Here is a 25,800-nt window from a genome sequence, read left to right as displayed (position 1 = left end):
GGCTTTTTTTAATATTCTATAGTTCCAGTTTGGCGCATCACACGCATGATTTTACCTTTTCTTTTATTAATGTATGAACTTGAATTGGATGCCTTAAATTTTCTTGGATTGGGTAAAATGGCAGCAATTCCAGCAGCTTCTCTCGGACTCAAACTATTGGCGTTTTTTTGATACCAATGTTGTGTTGCGGCTTGTGCGCCATATACTCCATTACCCATTTCAATACTGTTGAGGTAGACTTCCATGATACGTTCTTTGCCCCAAAACAATTCGATTAAAACTGTAAAATAGGCTTCTAATCCTTTTCTAATATAACTTCTACCGTGCCAAAGAAATACATTTTTAGCGGTTTGTTGCGAAATGGTACTTCCGCCTTTAAGTCTTCGGCCTTTATTGTTGTTTTCAAAGGCTTTTTTCATCGCGTCAAAATCAAAACCTTTATGTTTTAGAAAATTTCCGTCTTCACTAGCAATTACCGCTTTTTGTAAATTGGGCGATATGTTTTCCAGTGATTCCCAATCATGGCTAAAAATGGCGTCTTTTCCATCCATTTTACTTTGAACTACTCGGGTTAACATTAAAGGAGTAAATGGAACCGGAACCCATTTAAATAGAATTACCAAAAAAATAGAAATTCCGAAAAACCAAAGCATGGCTTTTTTTATCCAATTAAAAATCTTTTTTATCATAAGTTATACTAATTCTGCTAATTCTTTTCCTACTATACTTCCAATCGCTACACCCATCCCGCCTAATCGAACACCACAATATACTTGGTTTGAAAGCTGATTCACTATAGGTGTTTTACTTGATCCAATTCCCATAATTCCGCTCCAACGATGTTCAATTTCAAATTCTTGATGGGGTAAAATTACATTTTTTAATAACTCTTCCAATCTGTTTTGAATTTTTTCCGTTTGATTTAAATCGGTTGTGGTTTCTCCTTCAAAATCCAAATTTCTTCCTCCGCCAAGTAAAATTCGGTCATCGATGTTTCTGAAATAATAAAACCCTTTATCCAAATGAAATGTTCCTCTGATGTCTAGGTTAGGAATAGGTTTTGTTATCAAAACTTGTGCTCTTGCAGGTTTTACGGCGTTATTTGTTAATTCAGATGCAAAGCCATTGGTAGTGAATAGCAGTTTTTTGGTTGAAAAGGAATAATCATTGATAAGTACTTCAACTGCATCGTTTTTTTCGGTGTATGAATTCACTTCAGCTTGATTCAAAATTAAAATATTTTCCGAAACTGCCTTTTTCAAAAGCACTTGCATCATGTTTCCTGTATCAATTTGGGCTTCATAGGGATTGAAAATGGAATACTCCTTACAATTTCCAAATTCGAAGCGGTCAAATTCTTTCGAAAAAACATCATTTTTGAACAAAGGTTTTAAAAGTTCATTAATAAATGGAAGTTTTTGTAAGCATTCACTGTAAGTGTTTTCCTCTTCGTTTAAAAAGAGTTCATAACCTCCATAAGGTTTAAAATCAATCGTATTATCTCCAAGATTTTTTCTCAGTAATTGCAGACCATTCCAGCGTTTTTGGACCAGTTGGATTACTTCTTCTTCCGAATGTGATTTTAAATCATCTATAATTTCGGATAAACTTCCAAAACAGGCAAAACCAGCATTTTTTGTACTTGCACCTTGAGGTAAAATTCCTTTTTCTAATACTAAAATTTTGCTCTCAGGAAAGCGTTCGCGTAGGTGTAAAGCACAGTGCAGCCCTACAATTCCGCTTCCTACGATGGTATAATCAACTTTTGAAAACCAATTTTTTATCTCCCAATAACTAAGATGCATGCAGTCATTTTTTTTATAAAAATAGTTTTTTTTAGTTTTTGTTGAATGATTATTGTATTAAATATTGATTTCGTATGAATTTTCATCAAAATATAATAATGTGCCAATAAATAAGCGTGCATTTCATCGATTTGTTAATATCTTTTTTAAATCGTTAAAAAAACAATAGTCAAACTTCTATAATTTCGATATTCTATTTTTAACCAATACCTTATTATTATGAAGTACAAATTACTTTCTGTTGCGTTATTAGCGATAACGAGTTTTTCTTTTGCGCAACAAAAAGATTCTTTTTGGGAGAAATCAGCCAAATCAAACTTTATTGAGCTTGAGAGCAGAGCGCAACTTCCTCAAAAAAATCTTTTAGATCTAGACCTTAATGGGTTAAAAACAACTTTGTCAAATTCGCCATTACGAAGTGCAACAAAGCCCTCGATGGTGGTGATTTCTTTGCCGACTGCTGATGGAAGTTCAGAGCGATTCAGTGTGTATGAAAATTCAATTATGGATCCAGCTTTAGCTGCTCGTTATCCTGAGATTAAATCGTACATTGGAATCGGTGTTGATAATCCAACTTCTACAGTGTATTTTTCTGTTTCTCCTTTAGGGTTCAAATCAATGACATTGAGTGCTGATAAACCAGCCGAGTTTATTGAACCTATTTCACAAGATTTAACTACTTATACAGTATATAAAAAGTCGGACAAGAAAGCGGCTTTCACTAAGTTTGAATGTGGTGTTGTAGATCACATCAACAACCAAGTGGTTGATCCTTCAGCTTTACGTCCAAATGCCGATGATTCTACTTTGCGTACGTTCCGTTTAGCAATGTCGGTTACAGGTGAATATACCGCTTATTTTGGTGGAACAAAAGCATTAGCATTAGCAGCAATTAACAACTCAATGACTCGTGTAAATGGTGTTTTTGAAAAAGATTTTGCTGTTCGTATGGTGTTAATTGCTAATACAGATGCGGTAATTTATACAAGTGCATCAACTGATCCTTATTCAGCTGCAGCTACTGGCGCAGGTGGAGCTTGGAATGGTGAGTTACAATCTACTTTAACTTCTGTAATTGGTGAAGCTAACTATGATGTTGGTCACTTATTTGGAGCTTCTGGAGGTGGAGGAAATGCTGGATGTATCGGTTGTGTTTGTGTAAACGGACAAAAGGGAAGTGGATTTACTTCTCCAAACGATGGTATTCCTTCAGGAGACAACTTCGATATTGATTATGTGGCTCACGAATTAGGGCATCAATTTGGTGCTAATCACACATTTACCATTGGTAATGAAGGAACGGGAGTTCACATGGAGCCTGGTTCAGGTTCAACAATCATGGGTTATGCAGGTATTACTGCCGTTGATGTTCAGCCTCATTCTGATGCTTATTTCCACGCAGTTAGTATCCAACAAGTAACTAATAATGTGAAAACTAAAACATGTCAAACTAATACAGCAACTGGTAATGCGGTGCCAACTGCAAATGCAGGTTTAGACTATACCATCCCAAAAAGTACACCTTTTATGTTGACTGGTTCAGCTACCGATGCAAATGGTGATGCATTAACCTACAACTGGGAACAATTTAACTCTCAAACCAATACTGCTGCTCCAAGTGCTACAAAAACTACTGGAGTAAACTTTAGATCGTATCCTTCTTCTACTTCTCCAACACGTTATTTTCCTAATATGTCGAGAGTTTTAGTTGGAGCAACTACTACACCAGGTTCTGAAATTACTGTTGAGGCTTTATCTTCAGTAGCAAGAACATTGAACTTCAGATTGACTGTTCGTGATAACAGAGCTGGTGGATCAGCTAATAACAGTGATGATATGGTGGTAACCGTAAACGCTACTGCTGGACCATTTTCTGTAACGGCACCAAATACTGCGGTTTCGTATGCAGGTGGAAGTACTCAAACAATAACTTGGGCTGTAGCAGGAACAACTGCGAATGGTGTGAATTGTGCTAATGTAGATATTTTAATTTCTACTGATGGAGGATCAACTTGGTCAACACTTTTAGCGGCTACACCAAACGACGGAACTCAAGCCGTAACTATTCCAAATACTCCTGGTACTACTAATAGAATCATGGTAAAAGGAACCAATCACATTTTCTTTGATGTTTCTAATGCTAACTTTACCATTACTGCTGGTTCATCTGATACAGTAGCTCCAACGGCTCCAACATTATCGGCTTCAGGAACTACTTCAAACTCTACTAACTTATCTTGGACAGGTGCAACTGACAACGTGGCTGTAACAGGTTATGATGTGTATAGAAATGGTGCCTTAATCGGATCAACAACTACTGCTACAACATTTGCTGTGACAGGATTGACAGCTTCAACTACGTATACTTTCAATGTAAGAGCAAAAGATGCTGCAGGTAATGTTTCTGTAAATAGTAATACGGTTTCGGTAACTACTTCTGCACCTCCTGCTGATACTGTAGCTCCAACAGCTCCAACATTATCGGCTTCAGGAACTACTTCAACATCTACTAACTTATCATGGACTGGCGCTACTGACAATGTAGGTGTTACAGGATATGATGTGTTTAGAGGCGGAGTTTTAATTGGTTCTACCACTACAGCAACAACATTTGCTGTGACAGGATTAACTCCTTCTACCACCTTTACTTTTAATGTCAGAGCAAAAGATGCTGCAGGAAATGTTTCTGTAGATAGTAACACAGTAACAGTAACAACATCTTCTACAACTCTTACTTATTGTACGGCTACATCTACCAATACTAATGATGAGAGAATCCAAAGAGTTCAATTCGGAACCATCAATAATCCTTCCACAGGAACAGCGGGTTACGAAAACTTCACTACAGTTTCTACCAATGTAGTAAGAGGTTCGGCTAATACAATAACCATTACTCCTTTCTGGACAAGTACTGTTTACGCAGAAGGATATGCGGTTTATATTGATTACAACCAAAATGGAGTGTTTACAGATGCAGGTGAAACTGCTTATACAAGAGCAGCAACTACAGCTACACCAATTTCGGGAACTATTACTATTCCAACAACTGCTACTTTAGGTTCTACCCGAATGAGAGTAATCATGCGTTACAATGCAATTCCAACTACTTCTTGTGGTTCATTCACATACGGTCAGGTGGAAGATTACACAGTAAACATTGTGTCTACAGCTAGAGGAGAAGAAATGTCAACTAATTCAATTTCATTCGACTTATTCCCGAATCCATTAAAAGGTGATGTATTAAACATTACGAATCTTGAAGGAGATTCTACTTATAGAATTTTCAACATGATGGGTCAAGAATTAGGCAACGGTAAAATTGAAAATGAGTCAATTAATGTTTACAACTTATCTGCCGGAACTTATTTAATTGAGGTTTCTAACGAAAGAGGTTCATTAACCAAACGTTTCATTAAACAATAAACCAACCAACAACCATTTTTTTAAGCATCCCGATAGTACTATCGGGATGTTTTTTTTAGTACTTTTAGCGTTCAAAATGTATCAATAATGAAAAAATTAGTTTTATTAATCGCTTGTATTATGGGTGTATCGGCTTCGGCTCAAAATGTATTATCTCCAGAATTGCTTTGGAAACTCGGAAGAGTAACTGTTATCGGAATTTCTAAAGACGGAAAATCAGTAGTCTATAAAGTAGCTACTCCTTCTGTTGAGGAAAATAAATCCAATTCAAAATTTTACACCATTCCAATCAATGGCGGAATGGCAACTGAAGTAAAAGATACCAAAGATTTAGTTGTCGACAAGAATGTTTCTGCCGATGGAAAATACCTTCTGTCTTCACAAGAAGTGAAAATTGACAAAGTTTTAGGTAAAGACATTTATCCCAATTTAGATAAATCAAATGCACAAGTCTACAACGGATTGGATTACCGTCATTGGGATACGTGGAGTGATGGTTCTCATAATCACGTTTTTTATGTTGAAAATAAAGGAAATTCAACTCCAATTGATATCATGCCAAATGAAGCGTTTGATTCGCCTCAAAAACCTTTCGGTGGTGACGAAGATTATATTTGGTCGCCCGACAGCAAAAGCATCATTTATGTATGTAAAAAGAAATCGGGAACGGCTTACGCAATTTCTACCAATACTGATTTATACGAATACAACATCGAAACCAAAACCACTAAAAACCTTACTGAGACCAATTTGGGTTACGATACCAATCCTGTTTTTTCTCCAACGGGCAATTTAACCTGGTTGCAAATGAAACGCGACGGTTATGAAGCGGATAAAAACGACATTATCGTTCGTTTCAAGGGAATGGATATGAACCTGACTGCCAATTGGGATGGAAGTGTTGAAAATTTTATGTGGAGTCCAGACGGAAAAAAAGTTTATTTTACTGCCGCAGTTGATGGAACAAAACAATTGTTTGAAGTAAATTTTCCGGGTTTGACCCGAATTGCAGTAACCGTTCGTCAGGTAACTTCGGGCGATTTTGATGTGGCAGACATTTACGGATTTTCGGAAGATAATGTAATTGTGACGCGCACCGATATGAACCACGCAGCCGAAATTTATTCGTACAACTTAAAGAAAAAAACGTGGTTGCAATTGACTAAAATCAATGATGAAATATATAGTAAACTATCGCTTCCAAAATACGAGAGACGTTATGTAACCACCACCGATGGTAAAAAAATGCTGGTTTGGGTAATTCTTCCTCCTAATTTTGACAAAACTAAAAAATACCCTGCACTTTTATATTGTCAAGGTGGACCACAATCACCATTAACTCAGAGTTATTCATTTAGATGGAATTTCTCTCTGATGGCTTCTCAAGGATACGTGATTGTAGCGCCAAACCGACGTGGAATGCACGGTCACGGAATTGCGTGGAACGAACAAATTTCTAAAGATTGGGGCGGACAAGTAATGGACGATTACCTCTCGGCGATTGATGATGTGGCTAAAGAAAGTTATGTAGATAAAGCACGTTTGGGTGCTGTTGGAGCCAGTTACGGAGGATATTCTGTATTTTATTTGGCTGGAATTCACAACAATCGTTTCAAAACTTTCATTTCACACTGCGGGGTTTTCAATTTAGAGAGCATGTACGGAACAACCGAAGAGGTGTTTTTTACCAATTGGGACAGTGGCGGACCGTATTGGGAAAAAGACAATGCAGCAGCGCAAAAAACCTACAACCAGTTCAATCCGAAGAATTTAGTTGATAAATGGAATACACCCATTTTAGTTATTCAAGGTGGAAAAGACTACCGTGTGCCAATTGGTCAAGGTCAAGAAGCTTTTCAAGCAGCACAATTACGCGGTATCAAAAGTAGATTCCTCCTTTTTCCAGAGGAGAATCACTGGGTATTGAAACCTCAAAATGCGATTGTTTGGCAAACTGAATTTTACAAATGGTTGAAGGAAACGTTGTAAATAATTAAGAAACATACACATGAAAAATTTAATCATTGCACTCTTTTTAGTATTCAATGTAGTTGGAGCTCAAAATGAACAAGATTACATCAAGAATCAGTTGATTGTTAAGTTGAAGGAAAGTGCTTTTCACCTCGATAAAATCGATTTTGAAAAGAAATCGTTAGGAAATTCATCGTTGGATAAATTGAGCGCAACGCTTGGTTTAGAATCCATCCAATCGATTGGAAATTATTCAAGAACAAGAAGTTTCTTGCTGATTTTTGCTGATGGAGTAGATGCTAATTTGGAATTAAAAAAGTTTCAAAAGTTAAACGCAATTGAATATGTTGAATTGGATTACATTGCAATCAGCGGTGGACAATTCAACGAAAATTCGGCTTTAGTTGTTCCGTCGGATACTTATTTTAATAGACAATGGGGATTGTTGAATACGGGAACCATGTCTGGAATTGGGACAACTTTGCCCGATGCCGATGTAGATATGGAACTCGCTTGGGACATTCAAACAGGCGATCCTAACATGATTATCGCAGTTCCAGATTCGGGTTTGAAAATGAATCATCCGGATATCGCGTCCCGAATTTGGATCAATACAGATGAAGTCCCAGGAAACAGCATTGATGATGATGGTAACGGATATGTTGACGACGTAAACGGTTGGGATTGGGTGAATAATGACAATAATCCAACAGATGATCATGGTCACGGAACCAATTGTACCGGAATTATTGGAGCTATTGCTAACAATAACAGTTTGTACTCGGGAGTCAATTGGCACAGTAAAATAATGCCACTTAAAGTGTTGAATTCATCCAATACAGGTTCGTATTCTAGCATGGCCAATTCTATTTTTTATGCAGTAGATAACGGAGCCAAAATTGTTAGTATGTCAATTGGTGGCTCAGCAAGTTCGGCTATAATTGCCGATTCAATTAATTATGCCGATGGACAAAACGTGATGTTGTTTTTTTGTATGATGAATTTCAATAACGATACTACTTATTATCCTGCGGGTTATTCAATAACGTATCCCAATGTAGTAGCAGTTGGTTCTACAAATCCGGATGATACAAGAACAGCTCCTTTCTTTTGGAGCGCAACCAGCGGAAGTAATTACGGTTCACACATCAACGTTGTTGCGCCGGGGAATTTTATTTACGGATTAAGTTATAATAACGATACCAATCCCAATTCGTATTGGGGTGGAACTTCTCAAGCAACACCTTTGGTTGCCGGAATTGCATCGTTAATTTTTGCACAAAATCCAACATTAACTCCAGAGCAGGTTAGAACAATTTTACAAAATACAGCAGCTGATGAGGTTGGAGCTTCAGGTGAAGATATTCAAGGTTTTGATGAATACATGGGTTATGGACGAGTGAATGCCTTTGATGCCTTACAAGCAGCTACTTTAGGAATTGATGAAAGTAATTTTCAACAAGAGTTTCAATTGATTAATCCGATTCAAAACAATGAATTGCAAGTGTACAGCAAAGGACAATTTCAAGGCGATTACATTATAACCGTATCTACTATTGATGGGAAGCAGCTTTTTTCGTATGAAACAACTATTTCAGAAGGTTTGAATGCAATTCCGTTTGAGTATGCGACTGGAAATTATATTATTTCGTTGAAGAGCGAGCGTTATTCGAAAATGTTTAAAGTGTCGAAGAAGTAATTTTTTTTAAGCCAAAAACCCCTCAACTATTTATAATAATTAATGAAGAAAACGTATTACATCAATCCTGAGTTGTTAAATGCCTACGTTAAGAGAGAAATGAAAACCAAGAGCCTACTTGTGTATGGAATAATGGGTGCATTTGCATTATTGTTTTTAATCATTTTGCAGTTCAGCTTAAATTCATTTTGTTTTGCAGTTTTGTTCATGCTATTGGCTTTTGTTTTGCAACTTTCAGCGGAGAATGGTACAAGAAATTTAGCTCAGAGTTTACAAATAACTTTTACTGAAGATGCAATTGTAAAAGTTCATGCTAAAGACCAAGTTGACGGATTAACACAAGTCGGAATGGAACTGAATTCAATGCGTTATGGTACTAAATTTAATTTGGTTATACCGTACAAAAAAATCAATTATACCGAAATATCTGAACATCAAATCACCATTGTGAAAGACGGTTTTTCATTTGATGATAATAACAAAATTAAAATCCCAAAAGAGACTATTGATTATGACGAAGTGCTGCACTACATTCGAGAGAATTCTAAAAAATTTAATGTGATTTAAGAATGATTGTTTTTAATACGGGTGCTTTGGCTCAATCCATTTTATTAGCTTTAATTTTTGGATTGTTTTATTTGGTTGGATTTGATAGTTTTTTTGAAGGAACCGGATTGTGGCAAAGTTATTTTATTCATCTTGTAGTTGCGTTTACTTACAGAGTTGGTCTCAAAGGAAAGTTGTTTTGGATCATTCCAACTTGGTTAATTTCACTAGGCTTAATCGTTTTTGCAAATACTCAATTTCACAACGATGGGATGAATAATTTTTTATTCCAATTTCTTAAAGTATTCAACTATGTTTTTCCAGTACTATTAGCAATTCGGATGATTTTAAAATTAAATTCTGATTTTGAAGCTGAATTTAAAAAAGCCAATTTACTGTTAGTCAATATGAATAAAACAGATGCTTTTTTTGATGAATATAAAAAGGAGTTTTGGATACAAATTTCACATACATTTGTTTATCTTAATTGGGTTTTTCTGAATTTTTACTCATTGTATAAAATAATTTTTAAAAATTCGATTACTCAAGATCAATTTTTTAATCATTATAAATTACTCATTGAAACGATGAAAAATAGAGTTTCTATAGAAAAATATAAAAACAAGTTAGAGTTTTACGAAAATGAAATTAATGGCTATTTTGAAAAGGGACAAGGAGTAAGTTCCTCTGATTGCTTAAAAGTAATCGCTGAGGTAATTGAAACGGAAAATTCTATTTTTTCGTAATCGATTTTCATACGATTGCCCTAGCCCAGATAGCAGCGGCATCCTTTTTTAAATTGCCACGGGTTTAAACCCGTGGCAATTTAAAAAAGATAGAGCGAATAGCTGGAGTAGCTTCTGATTGCTTCGTTAAAAAAAGTTCGTAATGACTTTACAAAAACCCCGACTTCAAAATTGAAATCGGGGTTTTTACATTCTTTCAATTGGAACTAATTAAACCGATTTTTAAAGAACTCTAACAGTGCTTCATCGCTCATCTTATTGGATGTGCATTCAGACGATTCTACATTTTTGTACTGCGCAGTATCTGCTAAAAACGAAATGAATTGTTCTTGAATTTGCCCCGTTCCTGTGATGTGAATTGCATCAATGTTAGGCATTTTTCTTGTAATTTCTTTGAAGAACTTTTGAGTTAAGGCAATCTCTTGATTATGGGCAGTTTTCTCATTAGAATTGTTATCGGCACCATTGTTTTTAATATGATCAAGGATAATGAATTCGCCGTTATCTACATCTTCTCTTCCCACTATAGTTGCATTGTGCGAATCCATCCAAACACCAAACTGCTTTTTGTTTTTTTGTGACATTTTTTTACTATTTATCATTTTCTTTAAAAATTATCATCTTTTAGTAAACATTGCTACTTTCGTATGGATGTTGAAAATTAAAGATGAATCGTTTTGTAAAGTTGGCCCAATTTTAGCAAAAAAAGTTACATGTTTTAGGTACATTATTACATAATAAAACAGAAAAAAAACCCCAATTTCAATTGAAATCGGGGTTTTCTATTTTCTTCGTACTTCGTATATCGAACTTCGTACTTCGATTAGTATCTGTAGTACTCAGGTTTGAATGGTCCTTGAACTTCAACACCAATGTACTCTGCTTGGTCTTGACGTAATGTTTCCAATTCAACGCCTAATTTTGCTAAGTGTAAAGCCGCTACTTTTTCATCTAAGTGTTTTGGTAACATGTACACTTCGTTTTTGTAAGCAGCACTGTTGTTCCACAATTCGATTTGAGCTAAAGTTTGGTTAGTGAATGAGTTACTCATTACAAAACTTGGGTGTCCAGTTGCACAACCTAAGTTTACCAAACGTCCTTCAGCTAAGATGATGATGTCTTTTCCGTTGATGGTGTATTTGTCTACTTGAGGTTTGATTTCAATTTTTGATGCACCGTGGTTTTTGTTCAACCAAGCCATATCGATTTCATTGTCAAAGTGACCGATGTTACAAACGATAGTTTTGTCTTTCATTTGTTCGAAATGCTCACCCAAAACGATGTCTTTATTTCCTGTTGTTGTAATGATGATGTCAGCATTAGCAATAACGGTGTTTAATCTTTTTACTTCAAAACCATCCATAGCCGCTTGTAACGCACAAATTGGATCGATTTCAGTAACCGTAACAATTGAACCTGCACCTCGGAATGAAGCCGCAGTTCCTTTTCCAACGTCACCGTAACCACAAACAACTACTCTTTTTCCAGCCAACATGATGTCAGTTGCTCTACGAATGGCATCAACAGCCGATTCTTTACAACCGTATTTGTTGTCGAATTTCGATTTAGTAACCGAGTCATTAACATTGATTGCAGGCATTGGTAAAGTGCCGTTTTTCATTCTTTCGTACAAACGGTGAACACCAGTTGTAGTTTCTTCTGATAAACCTTTGATTCCTGGAATTAATTCTGGGTAACGGTCAATAACCATATTGGTTAAATCTCCACCATCATCCAAAATCATGTTCAACGGTTTTCTGTCTTCTCCAAAGAATAACGTTTGCTCAATACACCAGTCAAAAGACTCTTCATCAAGACCTTTCCAAGCATACACTTGAATACCAGCAGCAGCAATTGCAGCAGCAGCTTGATCTTGAGTAGAGAAAATGTTACAAGACGACCAAGTAACTTCTGCACCAAGAGCAATTAAAGTTTCAATCAAAACAGCCGTTTGGATGGTCATGTGCAAACATCCAGCGATACGAGCACCTTTTAACGGTTGTTCGTCTTTGTATTCTGCTCTTAATGCCATTAAACCAGGCATTTCAGCTTCTGCTAATTCAATTTCTTTTCTTCCCCAAGCTGCAAGCGAAATGTCTTTCACTTTGTAAGCTACATAAGGTAATGTTTGTGTGCTCATCTATTATGTATATTTAATTTTAAAATTTAACTTCGTTCAGTTCGGCCTCTGGCCTCGAGTGTGGTGCAAAATTACAAAATAACTTTTCATTTTTTCAAATATTTTATTGGTTTTGTGAATTGTTTACGCTTCTAACGATTTGAAATACAATAAAATATTTTTTTAACTAGTTGTATTTCACTTTTTGAATCAATACTGCTTTTTTTAGAAGTTGTCATTTTTTCATTACTTTTAAACAAAAAATAAATCGTTAATGCAGTTTTCAGACAAAAGAACTACCACTCGTTGGGTCATTATTGTTGCTTCTTTTATCATCGTTTCATTGATAATGTGGAATACGTATGCTTTTTTTCAAATTTTTAAGAATGAAGAACGAGTGAAGATGGAACTTTGGGCGACTTCTCAAAAAACATTATTGACGGCCGATGAAAATACGGATGTAGATTTACCTTTTCAAATTATAAGTAACAACACAACAATACCAATTATTTTAACTGAGAATAACAAAATTTTAAGTGAAGCAAATATTGATGAAAGTATTACTAAAGATAAAGAAAAGCTTGCCTCTTTTTTCGAAAAGTTAAAGAAAGAAAATGCACCCATTTCCATTGATTATGCGCCAGGGAAAGTTCAAAAATTATACTATGGAAACTCGTCACTTTTAAATAAACTGAAGTATTATCCGGTAGCATTATTACTGATAATAGTATTGTTTGGAACTATGGTTTACAATTTTTACCGAAGCACCAAAATGGCAACTCAAAATAAATTGTGGGCTGGAATGGCGAAAGAAACCGCGCATCAAATAGGAACGCCATTATCATCACTTATTGGTTGGCTCGAAATCATGAAAGCTGATAATGTTGACGAAACTACCATAACCGAAATTGAAAAAGACATTACACGGTTGCAAACCATCACCGATCGTTTTTCTAAAATTGGTTCAGAACCCATTTTGGAAGAAAAAGACATCGTAGAAGAAACCAAACAATCGTTTGATTATCTAAAATCGCGTTTTTCAAATCAGGTTGAGTTTTCTTTTTCCGCGCCTAAATATCCAATTGTAGTTTCTTTGAATCCGGCGTTGCACAGTTGGACAGTCGAAAATTTGATGAAGAACGCTATCGATGCCATGAAAGGAAGAGGAAAGTTAAAAATCACCATTGAGGATGAACCCTATTTAGTTAAAATAAACGTCAAAGATTCTGGCAAAGGAATTCCGAAGAATCAATTCAAACGCGTTTTCGAACCCGGATTTACTACAAAAAAAAGAGGTTGGGGTTTGGGTTTGTCATTGACCAAACGTATCGTAGAAGAATACCACAAGGGTAAAATTAAAGTACTAAAATCGGAAGTTGGAAAAGGAACAACAATGCAAGTCACATTCAAAAAACCAATCAATTAACGCATAGGAATTCCGAAAATTTTCACTTTTGTAAACATTGCTTTTCGACCGCTTTTGCTTTTTGTTAAATATTCTTTTACAAAATTATAGTGTTCTTCGGCTTGTTTAGTTGCATCAATGATTGATTTCTTTAGTCCGCTGAAGCTTTCATAATTTTCTTTACCAACCGAATTAATTTTGTACATGTCTTCTTGGCATTTTTTTAATTTATTGTACGGATTTTCAATCATCAACCAAATCTCTTCGTCGGGTAGAGCAGGTTTGAATTGACGATTTCTGTAGTAAATGAAATCGTTAAGTCCGAAAATAGCTTGATTGTATTCTTCCACTAAAAGATTAAACTTTTCAATGTTTTTATTCTGATTTAAAACGGTAAAATCATTTTTTTTAATGGCTAAATACTCGGCAATGAAATTATTGAATACTCCATTTTTTTCGACTCGTTGCGCTTCATCAAAGGCTTTTTGCTCATCTGTTAGTTGTTCGTATTTTGCAATTTCCGCAGCATAATCATAGTTGGTAATGGGCTTTTCTTCGGTAAGTTTTCCTGTAAAAAATTCTCTATTGGTCAGAGGTCGACTCAAAAATTGCCACATATAATCAAAAGGCATGTGCGATTGAATGAGTTTAGAAGGTTCTGTTTTGTAAAAAAAATTATTAAATTTTTTAGTGAATTTTTTTCCATTCACAAAACCTGATGCCCATGTCGGATCAAATAATTGCCATTTTCCATCTACTTTTGAACCACACCATGCATGGGAAATTGGTGTTACAACTCCATTTTGCTTAGTATAACCACCAATAATGTGCGTTTTTATTCCCAATTTATTGGCTATTTCACTGAAAACTTCGGCGTAATGAATGCAAACTCCTTTTTTAGTTTTTAATGCACTCGCAATTTTTTCTTGAGGCGTATAAATAAAATTGGGTTCGTTCATGTTTTCTACATCGTAACTTATGTTTGAAGCGGTCCAATAAAAAGCGGCTCTGATTTTGTCGGATTCGGATGTGAAATTGCTGTTGATGTAATTGGCAATATCAGAAGTGGAACGCGTTTGGTCTTCTGGGATTTTCGACATTTTAGTATCAACTGCAGCAAATGGATTGGTCGATTGTGCCGATGATATTTGAACGAAAAATAAAACGAGTAGTTGAAAAAATCTCATGATCAAAAAATAAAAAACCTGTCAGAGCAAAACATAACAGGTGATTTTATATAAAACGATGATTGTGATTATAAATTGTTTCGAATGGCTAAAGCTAGTGCTTCAAATTCTTCTTTGGATAATGCCACTTTATTTTGAAATCGCATCTCATCCATTTCGTTTAGCGGAATCAAATGTACATGAGCATGCGGAACTTCCAATCCAATCACGGCCATTCCGATTCGTTTACACGGAACCGTTTTTTCTAAAGCAACAGCCACTTTTTTTGAAAAAGCCATTAATCCCAAATACAAATCGTCTTCAATGTCAAAAATTTTATTGATTTCTTGCTTTGGAATACACAAAGTATGTCCTTTCGCATTCGGGTTTACATCCAAAAATGCTAAAAAATAGTCGTCTTCGGTAATTTTATAACACGGAATTTCACCGTTGACTATTTTGGTAAAAATGGAACTCATAGTGTTCTATAATTTAGTCGCGTGATATTTCCAATACTTCAAATTTTAATGTCCCGTTAGGTACATTAATTTCGGCAATTTCGCCTACTGATTTCCCTAATAATCCTCTTCCAATAGGAGAAGTCACTGATATTTTACCCGATTTTAAATCGGCTTCACTTTCGGCCACCAAAGTGTATTTCATTTCCATATTATTGGCCAAATTCTTGATTTTAACATTTGATAAAACCAAAGCTTTCGATACGTCTAAAGTTGATTCGTCAATCAAACGTGCGTTAGCGTGTATTTCTTCAAGTTTTGCAATTCGCATTTCCAGCATGCCTTGCGCTTCTTTGGCGGCATCGTACTCTGCATTTTCAGATAAGTCGCCTTTATCTCTCGCATCGGCGATTGCCTGTGATGCTTTTGGTCTTTCAATACTCTTAAGTTGATCTAATTCTTCTCTCAGCTTTTTTAATCCTTCAGCGGTGTAATAAGATACTTTACTCATAATTTTGTCGTTATATATAAATAGAAAAAATCCCATCGCAACGGGATTTCTTTTTTCAAAGATAGTATTTTTTACTAATTTCTTAGTTTTATTTTGCACTTTTGCAGTCAACAAAGTTAAATAAATTTATTCTTATAAAAGTGGATTTCATAAAAAAAATATTCAAATCAATCATTCTTATTGCTGTAGTTTCAATTGGGTTTTCAGGTTGCAATAAAGACAAAGTAAACAACAACAATCCGTATTTGGCAAACTATAATTTCAGCTTCCAAATCAACCTAAATTTACCATTATACAGCAATTTACAATTCGCAGGAAATTCGGTTAAAGTGGATGAATTCGGAGCTGGAAACAGAGGTGTAATTGTGTTCAATTCGGGTAGTGGATTTTATGCTTTTGATGGAGCATGTCCTAATCAAGCACTGTCATCGTGTTCTACTTTAATTGTGAGTGGAAGCACAGCAACTTGTCCGTGTGACGATGCTATTTACAGTCTATTCAACGGTCAAGCTCCAGGAAAAGAATATCCTTTGAAGCAATACCGAACCGAAGTTAATGGATCTACGATAATTGTTTCCAATTAGAAAAATCCCGTTACGATGGTATTCGCAACGGGATTTTTTTTAGAATTTTAATGTCAATCCTGTCAAGAAATTAAATCCAGCTTGCGGATAATATCCTGCGCCTTCAATGGTAGTAATTACACCTGGATTAGAAAAATCATCATCATAGGTGTAGAAATATCCGTTGGATTCAAATTTTTCATTGAAAATATTGTTCAGCAGTACCGAAACTGTAATTGATTGAAACACTTTCTTGGGTTTGAATTCGTACGAAATATTTACGTCAGTTGAACTGTAAGCGTCGAGTTTTGAGTTTTCAGAGTCAATATTTCCCATGTATTGTTCTCCTACAAATTTGGATAATAATGTGGCTTGGAAATTTTTAAACGGAATGAATGTCAGGCGATTATTGAAAATCACATTAGGCGAAAAAGCAATGTTAGTATCACCCAAATTTTGTAAAACCCCATCTCTGCTGAAATAGAAGTCCTGATTTTTATTCTGACTTACTGAAAGATTGGGTTGTAAAACGACATTTTTTAAAGGTTTGAAAAGAGCATCAATTTCCAATCCCAAACGGTAACTTTTCCCACTGTTGGCTCTAATAGGATTTCCAACATCATCCAATGCACCGGTCAAAATCAATTGATTCTTGTAGTTCATCAAATACCCATTTACATTCAATTGTGTGGTCTTATTTTCATAACGCCAACCCAATTCTAGATCGTCCATTTGCTCTGATTCGGGATTTCCATTTTCATAATCGGTTCGATTGGGCTCACGATTGGCTCTGGCATACGAAAAATACAGATTGTTTTTTTTGTTGATGGTGAAGGTAACTCCGGCTTTTGGGTTGAAAAAAGAAAAAGAATCGTCAACCAAACCTGTTTCTCCATTTGAATTGTAATTTACATTACGCAGTTGTACATCGCCAAAAAGCATCCATTTGTTGGTGAGTCTATAGTACAATTTGGAGTACAAATTAAAGTCGGTTTTCTTGGCAAAATCATCATAATATCGATCACCCAATTCACTAGTTGATGCAAAACGTGCCCAAATTACTTTTCCAAAATGATCGCCTTCGTATTGGTTGTAACCTCCGCCGATGATCCAATCTACTTTGTTTTTTTTATAATTTAAAGAAAATACGGTTCCGTAAAAATCATTGTCGAGCCATTTTTGTCGAATCAAATCAGTTGATGTTTGCCCAGCAACTGGAGTCAATCCGTATTCGGCAAAATCTGCATCTTCTCTGTAATTTTCATAGTATCCTTTTCCGATAGTGTAGTGAAAAGCAATGTTAGACGACCAATTTTGGTTGATTTTCTGATTCCAAATCAGTTGATAATGATCTTGTTGATAGTTGTCAGTTTCGTTGTCGTAAAAACGGGTGTTCCCAAATTCATCGGTAAACATTCCCGACGGATTAAAAGTTCGGTCGTTTTCTAAAGTAAATTGATCGATTCCGTTCCACGCTTGATAGGTTTTCTCCGTTCCACCAAAAACCAAGGCTTTAATTAAGGTTGATTTATCGGCAAAAGTGGCTTGTAAAAAATACGATTTCAAATCAGACGAAGCTCGGTCAATGTAGCCATCAGAGGCAATTTTTGAAACTCTTCCCGCTAATTCAAAATAGTTATTGAGCAAACCCGAACTGAATTTTACGGTATGTTTTCTCGAATTGAAACTGCCAAATGAGTTAGAGATTTCTCCATTCGCTGTTTTAGAATAACTATCCGTAAGCATATTCAAGCTTGCACCAAAAGCTCCAGCACCATTAGTAGACGTTCCTACTCCTCGTTGTAATTGCAGGTTTTCTACTGACGAAGCAAAATCGGGCATGTTCACCCAAAAAGTTCCGTGACTTTCCGAATCGTTGTACGGAATTCCGTTGATCGTGACATTGACACGAGTGGCATCGCTTCCGCGAACGCGAATCCCGGAATAGCCAAATCCGTTTCCAGCATCGGAAGTTGTGACTACAGAAGGCAAGAAATTCATTAAAATCGGAATGTCCTGACCTAAATTGCGTGAGGCAAATTCTTCTTTTGAAAAATTGGAAAAAGTAACCGGAGTTTTTTTGTTCGCTCGTACTGATTGCACTACCACCTCTTCTAGATTGGTAGTGTCTTTGAGTTGTTCTTGAGCATAAATTTGGCCAATAAATAATGAGCTAATAACTGTAAAAAAAAGTGTTTTCGTACTTCGTACTTTGTACTTCGTACTTCGTAAATCGAATAAAGTGTTCATCCGTAAAAAAATTACGAATAACAGGGGTAAATTATTCTGGTTAGTAAATTAAATTGATACTTGCGACAGCGCTAACGTGCACTTTAGAACTGTCTTTTCCTTAAACAGCATTACCTGTTCTAAGTTCTATGGGTATAATCTCAGCCAAATTTGCATTTAGCACCCCGATGAGACGTTGCAAAGATAGTTCAATATCAATATCAATTACAATAACAATTCACAAATTTTTAATTGAATTTTGCCATTGCCTTGATTTTTAGACATCGGGTTTTCTTCGGTTTTGCTTGATTTCCGATTGTGAGGATTTGTCTTTGAGGCGTTTTTCTACTACTGATCTCGGAATTTTAGTGGCTTTCCGTACTTTTGGAACGACTAAAGATTTTTTGATTAATTCTAAAAAACGTTTGGTGACAATTTCTTTGTTTTTGAGTTGGCTACGATCTTCGTCGCAGTTTAGAATTAAAATTCCTTCTGAAGTCAATTTGGATCTTAATTTGGTTAAAGCTAATTCTTTTTCTTCCTCTTCAAAGGCTAATGAATTTGTTAAATCGAATGTAAGGACTACTTTTGACGATACTTTATTTACATTTTGTCCGCCAGCTCCACTGCTGCGAACGGCTTTGTAACTGACTTCAGTAAGTATGATTTCAGTATTCATTAGTCGGGTTGATGAGCGGGTTTTAGTAAGTCATTCACCGTTTTTACTGGGTTAAAAGTTATCAGCGGAACTTCAACAAAAATAGTGAGCCATTTGGCCATCGCACCATTCCACAAACCGGGTAATTCGTAAGCTTTGTAGGGTTTTCCGTTTTTGTTTTTTTCAACTATAAACCCCGAGTTTTTATCAATATAGTGTGCCAAATTGAATGGATTACCGCGAAAATCTTTGAGTCCACAAACTATATCCACTGGATTAAAATGAGTGGCATTTTGAGCAATTTTTGCTTGAAACTCGTCTTTAAAATCAATTTGAGAGGATTCAATGATTTGTAAAAAAACGTTTCCTTTTTTGTCTTGTACCCAAAATGGTCCACCACCAGGTTCACCTTCATTTTTTACCATTCCGCATACTCGAATAGGGCGATTCAAGGCTGTAATCAGATTTTCGATTTTGCTTTCTTTGGTGTATTTATGAAAATCTTCCAGTACTTCAATATTGAGTTTTTCTCTCAAGAAAAGTACAATTTCATCGATGAGCTCTTTCGAAATAGTTTCGTTGTGTAAGGCTTTTAAGTAGTTGAAAATCGTCGATTGGTATTGAAGTAAAATTCCGGCTAGAGCTTTTTTGTATAAGGTTATGGTTTCAATATGATTTTGGATGACATTGTCAATGTTTTTGATGAATACTACATCAGCATCAAGGTTGTTTAAGTTTTCAATCAATGCACCATGTCCGCCAGGGCGAAATACCAACTTGTCATTCTCGTCTTTGAATGGGTTGTTATTTAAATCTAATGCAACAACATCGGTAGATTCGTTTTGAAAAGAATACCGAACGTCAATGGTCGTTTTTGTTTTCTCTTCAATTATTGGTTTTGTCTTTTGAACAATAGTTTCAAAACTTTTTTGATGTTCTTTGGAAACCGTAAAATGAATGAACGCTTTTTTATTGGAAGAAGCATAATGAGCCGATTCATTCAAATGTTCTTCAATGGCAGTTGCAATGTGATGTTTGTATTTGTGAAACGGTAAAACGCCTTTTGGTTTATTGGCAAAATCAAGATGATCTTTTGAAAGCATGGTTTTGATGAACCAATAATCGCGAGTGTCTTTGTCTAGTTCGTCGTAATTAGGATGAATGGATTTTACCTTGCGAATGACTTCAGAGTGAAACGAGAATTTTTCCTTGGCAACCAAAAAAACGGGTAAATTTTTGTCTTCTTTTCTGTTAATGTAGGCGTTGATTGATTCTTCGCCAAATTTAAAATCATTGATGAATTCACTCAAAAATTTGAACATTCTGCTCGCTGCGCCTGATGCAGGAACAAACTTTTTCAGTCGGAGTTTGGTTTTATTTTCGTCAAAAAAATCAGAAAAAAACTGCGATTCCTCTTTGGTAAATTTTAGAATCCCATCATTAATTATGGCTGGACGATCTAAAACCGTTTTTTGAATTCCTTTTTTTAGATAGTTAATTTGATTTTCAACGGTGTCGATATCAATTTTTCTGTGGTACATTTCAATGAAATCATAAGAAGAAAAGCCAAGCTGTTTCGCTTTTATTAATTGATTAATAATTGTCACTGCTTTAGATTTACGTTCTTCTTGATTGCCTGATAATTTCAGGTAAGGTTTATTGTAGTGATTCAAAGCTTCTTCAAAAAAATCAAGGGTTTTTTGGCGATCTTCTGGACGATCACGTAAATCGTCTGCTTCCCACGGAACATCAACATCAGTTAGAAAAAATAAATCGTATTTGTGTTTTTTTGCTGCTTTTTCTAAAGAAGGATGACAATGATTGTAGTATAAATCAGAAAACACTTTCGTAACCAGCAAATTAGTGTCGCAAAACAAAATAGAATTGGCTTTTTGAAGTGCTTCATTTTCTAGTTTAGTTTGACCAATGGCAATAGGAAGCAAATCTTCTTCGGTACAAATTTCTTTTTTGGTTTCCCATTTTTCTTGAAGATAATCTCTAGCAAATTCAGGAATCCACACCGTATTAAATTCGGATGCAAGCTGTTGTGATAAGGTTGTTTTTCCGGTACTTTCCGGACCATACAACGCTATTTTTAGTATTTCTGATTGTAATTGTTTAAGATTTTCTTCCATTTTAAGTAAGCCATTATGGCTATAATAGTGAAAATAAAATATTGTAACGAAAGCATTCCTAATCCACGGTAAGCAAAAAGAGGCACGGCAATCATATCACCGATGATCCACAATGTCCAGTTTTCTATTTTTTTAAGTGCCATGTACCACATAGCTGTAAAAAATATTCCGGATGTAAAAATATCAATATAATTAGGAATTTCAAGATTATAATCAAAAAAAACATACACCCAGTAGGTGATTATCATGGTTAAAACAAACAGTACAAAGCCAATAAATTTTTCTTTTGTGGATGTTCGGGTTATTTTTAATTCGGGTTCATTAACCGATTTTGTCCAGTTGTACCAGCCATATATGCTCATTATTGAATAATAGGCGTTCATTGTCATGTCGCCAAAATAACTTGCCTGATACAATAAATAAACGGTGATAATGGTAGATATTAAACCCGTTGGATACACCCAAATATTTTCTTTTTTGGCAAAATATACGCTCAAAACACCAAACACAAAAGCGGTAAACTCCAAAGCGATTTGTTGGATAGAAGCATTTTTGTATTGTTCAATAAAAAAATCTAGCAAAATACTTAGGATTAATGGGTTTGATAATTTTCAAAAAAAGCAGCATCATTTTCAAATGCAGTTCCGATGACAACCATATCGGCTCCAGCTTCAAAAGCATTTTTAATTTCTTGCTGAGAACGAATTCCGCCACCAACAATTAACGGAACAGTAGTATTTTCACGAACCAATCGAACCATGTCAAGTGGAACCGCCAATTGTGCGCCACTTCCAGCTTCGAGATAAATGAGTTTGTTTCCGATGAGTTCGCCCGCTTGAGCCGTTTGAATTACATATTCGATATTATTGCGATCAATGGGTTGGGTTTTAGTCACGCGTTGCACTGCAGTTTCACTTCCGCTTTCGATTAGAATATAACCAGTAGAAATGATTTCCAAATTGGTTTTTTTTAGAAATGGTACTGCATTAATTTGATGTTCGATGAGGTAATCTGGATTTCTACCCGATAACAAAGTTAAAAATAAGATTCCGTCCGCTTTATTGGAGATTTGTGTTGGATTTCCGGGGAAAAGCACTACGGGTAAAATAGTGTTTTGTTTGATAATGGTAATCAACTCGTCTAAATGGTTTCCGTCAAAAGTGCTTCCTCCTACAAAAATATGTGTGGCTGGCGATGAATTGATTTTTGTAATTAAATCTACGGTTTTCTCTACGGATAATTTATCGGGATCGAGTAGGATAGCGAGTAGTTTTTTGTCTTTTGATGCAACTATTTCAGAATAAATGTTTTTCATTTCAGTTGTTGGAATGCGCATACAAAGATATACTCTTCTATCGAATCAAAAACAATTGAAAAGTGTTCTATTTTATTTTCGAAATGCAGTTGAACGGCAGCTTTTTTGTCTGCTAAAGAAAATTCATCCTCAAAAATATGGTCTAGAAAACTAATTCCGACTTGATTTTTGACTTTAAAAACACATTCTTTGATTCCCCACACTATGGTTGCTTTTATGAGCTTGTCTTTTATGGAGAGGTTTTCCAAATGTTTTACATCCATGTATCGCGGAGCAATTTTAAGTGTTTTTTCTTTCAGAATTTCTAAATCTATACCAATATTTTGATCGCTGATGGCAATGCATGAAAAACCATTAGAGTGAGAAATTGAAATGTGTTGACCGTCTTTTAAATGAGGTTTTCCGTATTCATCATAATGCAAATCATAATCGTTATAGCCAAGATGTTGCAATAACATCCGAACGGCTAAAAATCCTTTTTGATGGCTTTCTGATTTCATTTGTTCCAAACGTGTCAACGAAATATCTTTTAGAATAACCGAACGAAAAAGCGAGTTGTACTCTTCGTCAATTTTCCAAAAGTAAGCTTTGGTGTTGGGTTTCAGTTCTATCGATTTATGAAAAGCCATAAGCAGAATTAAAAATCTTCGGTTATGATTGTGTATTTGTTTTTTAAAATGGAAGTAAGTACAGCCGGATTCGAATTGGTGTAAAACAACTGAGTGCTTTTAGTGTTTTCGTTTCTGAATCCTACTTTTTCGTTGAGTACATTTTTAGTTTGCCGAGCAACCGCTTCTCCAGAATCAATAATTTTAATGTGATTGGGAATGATTTTTTTGATTTGCGGAATCAAATACGGATAATGACTGCAACCCAACACTAAATAATCTATGTCTTGTTCGACCATTGGCTTTAGATACGATTGGAGTAGTTGTTTCATTTCGGGAGAATTGATTTTACCGTTTTCAATTAAATCGACTAGGCCAAACCCAACTTGTTCTATGATTTCGATGTCTTGAAATTTCTCAACATTTTTGTAAAATAATTCGCTATTGAGAGTTCCTTTAGTGGCTAAAATTCCGATTTTTTGAGTTTGTGAATGAGTCGCTGCGGGTTTAATTGCAGGTTCAATTCCGATGAAAGGAATGTCGAATTTTGCTCTTAATTCTTTGATGGCGTTAGTAGTTGCAGTGTTACAAGCAACAACAATAATTTTACAATTTTTATTCAGAAGAAATTCGGTGTTTTTTTCACTAAGATGAATGATTTCTTCTTTAGATTTTTGTCCGTAAGGCGCATTTTTACTATCGGCAAGATAGATGGAATCTTCATTTGGAAGTAAAAGATGAATTTCTTTCCAGATGGAGGTTCCACCAATTCCCGAATCGAAAAGGCCAATTGGATTATTATTTGTCATAAAAACAAATGTAAAAAAAAACTACCCAATTTTGATGAGTAGTTTTTTATATTTTTTTGAAAGAATTGTATTAGAATCCTAAATCTTTTTTAACATCAGCAGTTAAATCTGGACCATCAGTTAAAAGTAAATCTGCAGTGTTTAAAACGTATTGAAAACCTTTTGCTTTACCTACTTTAGCGATAGAAGCTTTTACTTTTTCCAAGATAGGTTTCATTAAATCACCTTCTTTTTTCTGAAGTTCTTTTTGAGCATTTTCTTGGAATTCACCAATACGTTTTGCCATGTCTTGAACTTCAGTTTGGCGCGTTTGGTTTATCGCATCTGATTGAGTTGCAGCTTCAGCATCGTATTTTTTAATTTTGGCTTGGTATTCTTGTACCATTGTATTGTAATCTGCACTGTACGTTTCACCCAATTTTTGTAATTGTTTTTGAGCATCCAATATAGCAGGCATTTTAGTCATGATTTCATTCACATCAACATGTGCTACTTTTGCTTGAGCATTGATTGTTTGAGCACCAAAGAAAGCAATTGTTGCTATTAAAAAAGTTCTAAATTGTTTCATCATTTTCATTTTAATTGTTTATAATTCTTATTTAAGGGTTTCTATTTTGGTTTATTTCTAGCTTCTTCTTTAGCTTTTTTAGCAGCTTCTCTTTCTTCTAGTAATTTTTTTCTTCTTTCTTCGAGTTCTTTTTTACGGTCTTCGATGATTTGTTTACGCTCTTCAAGAGTTTTCGCTTTAGCAGCTTCTGCTTTAGCTCTTTTCTCTTCGGCTGTCTCGCCAGTTGAAGTTCCTTCTTTTGGTTCTTCACTTGTACCTTTATCAGAAACTGTGCCAGACTTTTTAGCCTCTTTATCTTCTAGTAATTGTTTGCGTTTGTCTTCGGCCTCTTTTTTTCTAGCTTCAGCAGCTAATTTACGTTCTTCAACTAATTTTTCACGGGCCGCTCTTTTTTCGTCTAATTTTTTCTGACGCTCTACAAGAGTTGGGTTATCGTCAATCATTTCTTGTTTGCGTTCTTCTTCAGCTTCTTTCTCAAGTAATTTTTTTGATTTCTGTTCTCTGTTCTGAGCGCGAGTTAAAGTACGCACTACTAAATCACTTATGTCGTAGCGTTGATTTGAGAAAAGCATGGTTAAATCGGAAGATTTATCAAAAATAAAATCGTATTTTTTAGCTTCGGCAATGTCTTGTACGGCGTTGAAAACTTGATCTTGAATAGGTTTTACCAAAACAGCTTTTTGAGTTACTAAATCACCATTTGGGCCAAAGCGTTTTTGTTGGTAGTTTAATAATTCAGTTTCAAGAAAAGCAATTTCTTCTTCTCTTTCTTCCAAAAGTTCTTTAGTTAAAAGTACTTTTTCTGATTTTAATGTTTCTTTTAATTTTGCAATTTCTACCTTTTTTTCTTCGATTTCTTGCTTCCATTTTTGAGCTTTTTCTTCAAGAAGAGTTTTAGCTTGAGCATAATCAGGCACTTTATCCAGAATATATTCCATGTCGATATATCCAATTTTTACACCGCGCGCCGTTTGTCCAACAGCGTTAAATGCTATTAATGCTGAGGTTATTGCAATAAAAAGGTACTTTCTCATACTTCTTAAATTTAGAAATCAAAAACAAATAT

Annotated in this window: 23 protein-coding genes; 7 read left to right on the top strand and 16 right to left on the bottom strand. The window is 35.2% G+C overall.

What is annotated here, in order from left to right:
- Positions 1–8: 8 nt before the first annotated feature.
- Positions 9–689, bottom strand: coding sequence for a monofunctional biosynthetic peptidoglycan transglycosylase (mtgA, locus tag VK161_RS15140; RefSeq protein ID WP_324215633.1), 681 nt, complete (start codon positions 687–689; stop codon positions 9–11).
- A gap of 3 nt (positions 690–692) precedes the next feature.
- Entirely contained in the window at positions 693–1,805 is a 1,113-nt protein-coding gene (locus VK161_RS15135) for an FAD-dependent oxidoreductase (protein WP_324215632.1), read from the bottom strand.
- Between the two features lie 219 nt (positions 1,806–2,024).
- On the opposite strand from VK161_RS15135, the gene VK161_RS15130 reads away from it, so the two are divergent.
- The 5 genes from VK161_RS15130 (at position 2,025) to VK161_RS15110 (ending at position 10,190) form a co-directional block, all read left to right on the top strand.
- On the top strand, positions 2,025–5,228 hold the full coding sequence (locus tag VK161_RS15130; protein WP_324215631.1) for a reprolysin-like metallopeptidase: 3,204 nt from the start codon (positions 2,025–2,027) through the stop codon (positions 5,226–5,228).
- An 87-nt stretch (positions 5,229–5,315) separates the two neighbouring features.
- The gene (locus tag VK161_RS15125; RefSeq protein ID WP_324215630.1) at positions 5,316–7,217 is read left to right on the top strand and encodes a S9 family peptidase; all 1,902 of its coding nucleotides are present in this window, start codon (positions 5,316–5,318) and stop codon (positions 7,215–7,217) included.
- A 19-nt stretch (positions 7,218–7,236) separates the two neighbouring features.
- Positions 7,237–8,898 (top strand): S8 family peptidase, encoded by a 1,662-nt coding sequence (locus tag VK161_RS15120; RefSeq protein ID WP_324215629.1) that lies wholly within the window; start codon positions 7,237–7,239, stop codon positions 8,896–8,898.
- Between the two features lie 42 nt (positions 8,899–8,940).
- On the top strand, positions 8,941–9,465 hold the full coding sequence (locus VK161_RS15115) for a hypothetical protein (RefSeq protein WP_324215628.1): 525 nt from the start codon (positions 8,941–8,943) through the stop codon (positions 9,463–9,465).
- Positions 9,466–9,467: 2 nt separating this feature from the next.
- Positions 9,468–10,190, top strand: coding sequence for a hypothetical protein (locus tag VK161_RS15110; protein WP_324215627.1), 723 nt, complete (start codon positions 9,468–9,470; stop codon positions 10,188–10,190).
- A gap of 206 nt (positions 10,191–10,396) precedes the next feature.
- Here VK161_RS15110 and VK161_RS15105 read toward each other — a convergent pair whose 3' ends face one another.
- Positions 10,397–10,774, bottom strand: a complete 378-nt coding sequence (locus VK161_RS15105; protein WP_324215626.1) for a hypothetical protein — start codon at positions 10,772–10,774, stop codon at positions 10,397–10,399.
- 239 nt (positions 10,775–11,013) lie between these two features.
- Positions 11,014–12,330: an adenosylhomocysteinase gene (gene ahcY / locus VK161_RS15100; protein WP_324215625.1), complete on the bottom strand. Its 1,317-nt coding sequence runs from the start codon at positions 12,328–12,330 to the stop codon at positions 11,014–11,016.
- A gap of 253 nt (positions 12,331–12,583) precedes the next feature.
- Between ahcY and VK161_RS15095 the strand changes: the two genes are divergently transcribed.
- Positions 12,584–13,735, top strand: coding sequence for a HAMP domain-containing sensor histidine kinase (locus VK161_RS15095; RefSeq protein WP_324215624.1), 1,152 nt, complete (start codon positions 12,584–12,586; stop codon positions 13,733–13,735).
- On the opposite strand, the gene VK161_RS15090 is transcribed toward VK161_RS15095, so the two are convergent.
- The 3 genes from VK161_RS15090 to greA form a co-directional block, all read right to left on the bottom strand.
- Positions 13,732–14,901 (bottom strand): transglutaminase domain-containing protein, encoded by a 1,170-nt coding sequence (locus VK161_RS15090; RefSeq protein ID WP_324215623.1) that lies wholly within the window; start codon positions 14,899–14,901, stop codon positions 13,732–13,734. The two genes, VK161_RS15095 and VK161_RS15090, sit on opposite strands and share 4 nt — an antisense overlap.
- Positions 14,902–14,969: 68 nt before the next feature.
- Positions 14,970–15,359 (bottom strand): HIT family protein, encoded by a 390-nt coding sequence (locus tag VK161_RS15085; RefSeq protein WP_324215622.1) that lies wholly within the window; start codon positions 15,357–15,359, stop codon positions 14,970–14,972.
- A gap of 13 nt (positions 15,360–15,372) precedes the next feature.
- A complete protein-coding gene (greA, locus tag VK161_RS15080; protein WP_324215621.1) occupies positions 15,373–15,849 on the bottom strand; it encodes a transcription elongation factor GreA in 477 nt (158 codons plus the stop codon).
- Between the two features lie 140 nt (positions 15,850–15,989).
- On the opposite strand from greA, the gene VK161_RS15075 reads away from it, so the two are divergent.
- A complete protein-coding gene (locus tag VK161_RS15075; protein WP_324215620.1) occupies positions 15,990–16,433 on the top strand; it encodes a hypothetical protein in 444 nt (147 codons plus the stop codon).
- Between the two features lie 39 nt (positions 16,434–16,472).
- On the opposite strand, the gene VK161_RS15070 is transcribed toward VK161_RS15075, so the two are convergent.
- From VK161_RS15070 to VK161_RS15030, 9 genes are all read right to left on the bottom strand, one after another.
- Positions 16,473–18,662 carry a TonB-dependent receptor gene (locus tag VK161_RS15070; protein WP_324215619.1) on the bottom strand — a complete coding sequence of 730 codons (2,190 nt, stop codon included), beginning with the start codon at positions 18,660–18,662 and terminating at the stop codon, positions 16,473–16,475.
- A gap of 256 nt (positions 18,663–18,918) precedes the next feature.
- Positions 18,919–19,320: an alternative ribosome rescue aminoacyl-tRNA hydrolase ArfB gene (arfB, locus tag VK161_RS15065; protein WP_324215618.1), complete on the bottom strand. Its 402-nt coding sequence runs from the start codon at positions 19,318–19,320 to the stop codon at positions 18,919–18,921.
- Positions 19,320–21,434 carry a DUF4301 family protein gene (locus tag VK161_RS15060; RefSeq protein WP_324215617.1) on the bottom strand — a complete coding sequence of 705 codons (2,115 nt, stop codon included), beginning with the start codon at positions 21,432–21,434 and terminating at the stop codon, positions 19,320–19,322. Before VK161_RS15060 ends, arfB begins: the two co-directional genes overlap by 1 nt.
- Complete coding sequence (gene pnuC / locus VK161_RS15055) at positions 21,395–22,015, bottom strand: nicotinamide riboside transporter PnuC (RefSeq protein ID WP_324215616.1); 621 nt, start codon at positions 22,013–22,015, stop codon at positions 21,395–21,397. Before pnuC ends, VK161_RS15060 begins: the two co-directional genes overlap by 40 nt.
- Before the next feature lie 11 nt (positions 22,016–22,026).
- Positions 22,027–22,749 (bottom strand): geranylgeranylglyceryl/heptaprenylglyceryl phosphate synthase, encoded by a 723-nt coding sequence (locus VK161_RS15050; protein WP_324215615.1) that lies wholly within the window; start codon positions 22,747–22,749, stop codon positions 22,027–22,029.
- Entirely contained in the window at positions 22,746–23,378 is a 633-nt protein-coding gene (locus tag VK161_RS15045; protein ID WP_324215614.1) for a 4-phosphopantetheinyl transferase, read from the bottom strand. The genes VK161_RS15050 and VK161_RS15045 overlap by 4 nt, the downstream gene beginning before the upstream one ends.
- An 8-nt stretch (positions 23,379–23,386) precedes the next feature.
- Complete coding sequence (gene murI, locus VK161_RS15040) at positions 23,387–24,166, bottom strand: glutamate racemase (RefSeq protein ID WP_324215613.1); 780 nt, start codon at positions 24,164–24,166, stop codon at positions 23,387–23,389.
- 70 nt (positions 24,167–24,236) lie between these two features.
- Positions 24,237–24,734: an OmpH family outer membrane protein gene (locus VK161_RS15035; RefSeq protein WP_324215650.1), complete on the bottom strand. Its 498-nt coding sequence runs from the start codon at positions 24,732–24,734 to the stop codon at positions 24,237–24,239.
- 41 nt (positions 24,735–24,775) lie between these two features.
- Positions 24,776–25,768, bottom strand: coding sequence for an OmpH family outer membrane protein (locus VK161_RS15030; RefSeq protein WP_324215612.1), 993 nt, complete (start codon positions 25,766–25,768; stop codon positions 24,776–24,778).
- Positions 25,769–25,800: the final 32 nt, after the last annotated feature.

It is taken from the genome of Flavobacterium sp., assembly GCF_035299245.1.
In the GTDB taxonomy this organism is placed as follows: domain Bacteria; phylum Bacteroidota; class Bacteroidia; order Flavobacteriales; family Flavobacteriaceae; genus Flavobacterium.
Note: the sequence above shows the minus strand (reverse complement) of the source record. Positions and strands in the feature narration are given on the sequence as shown.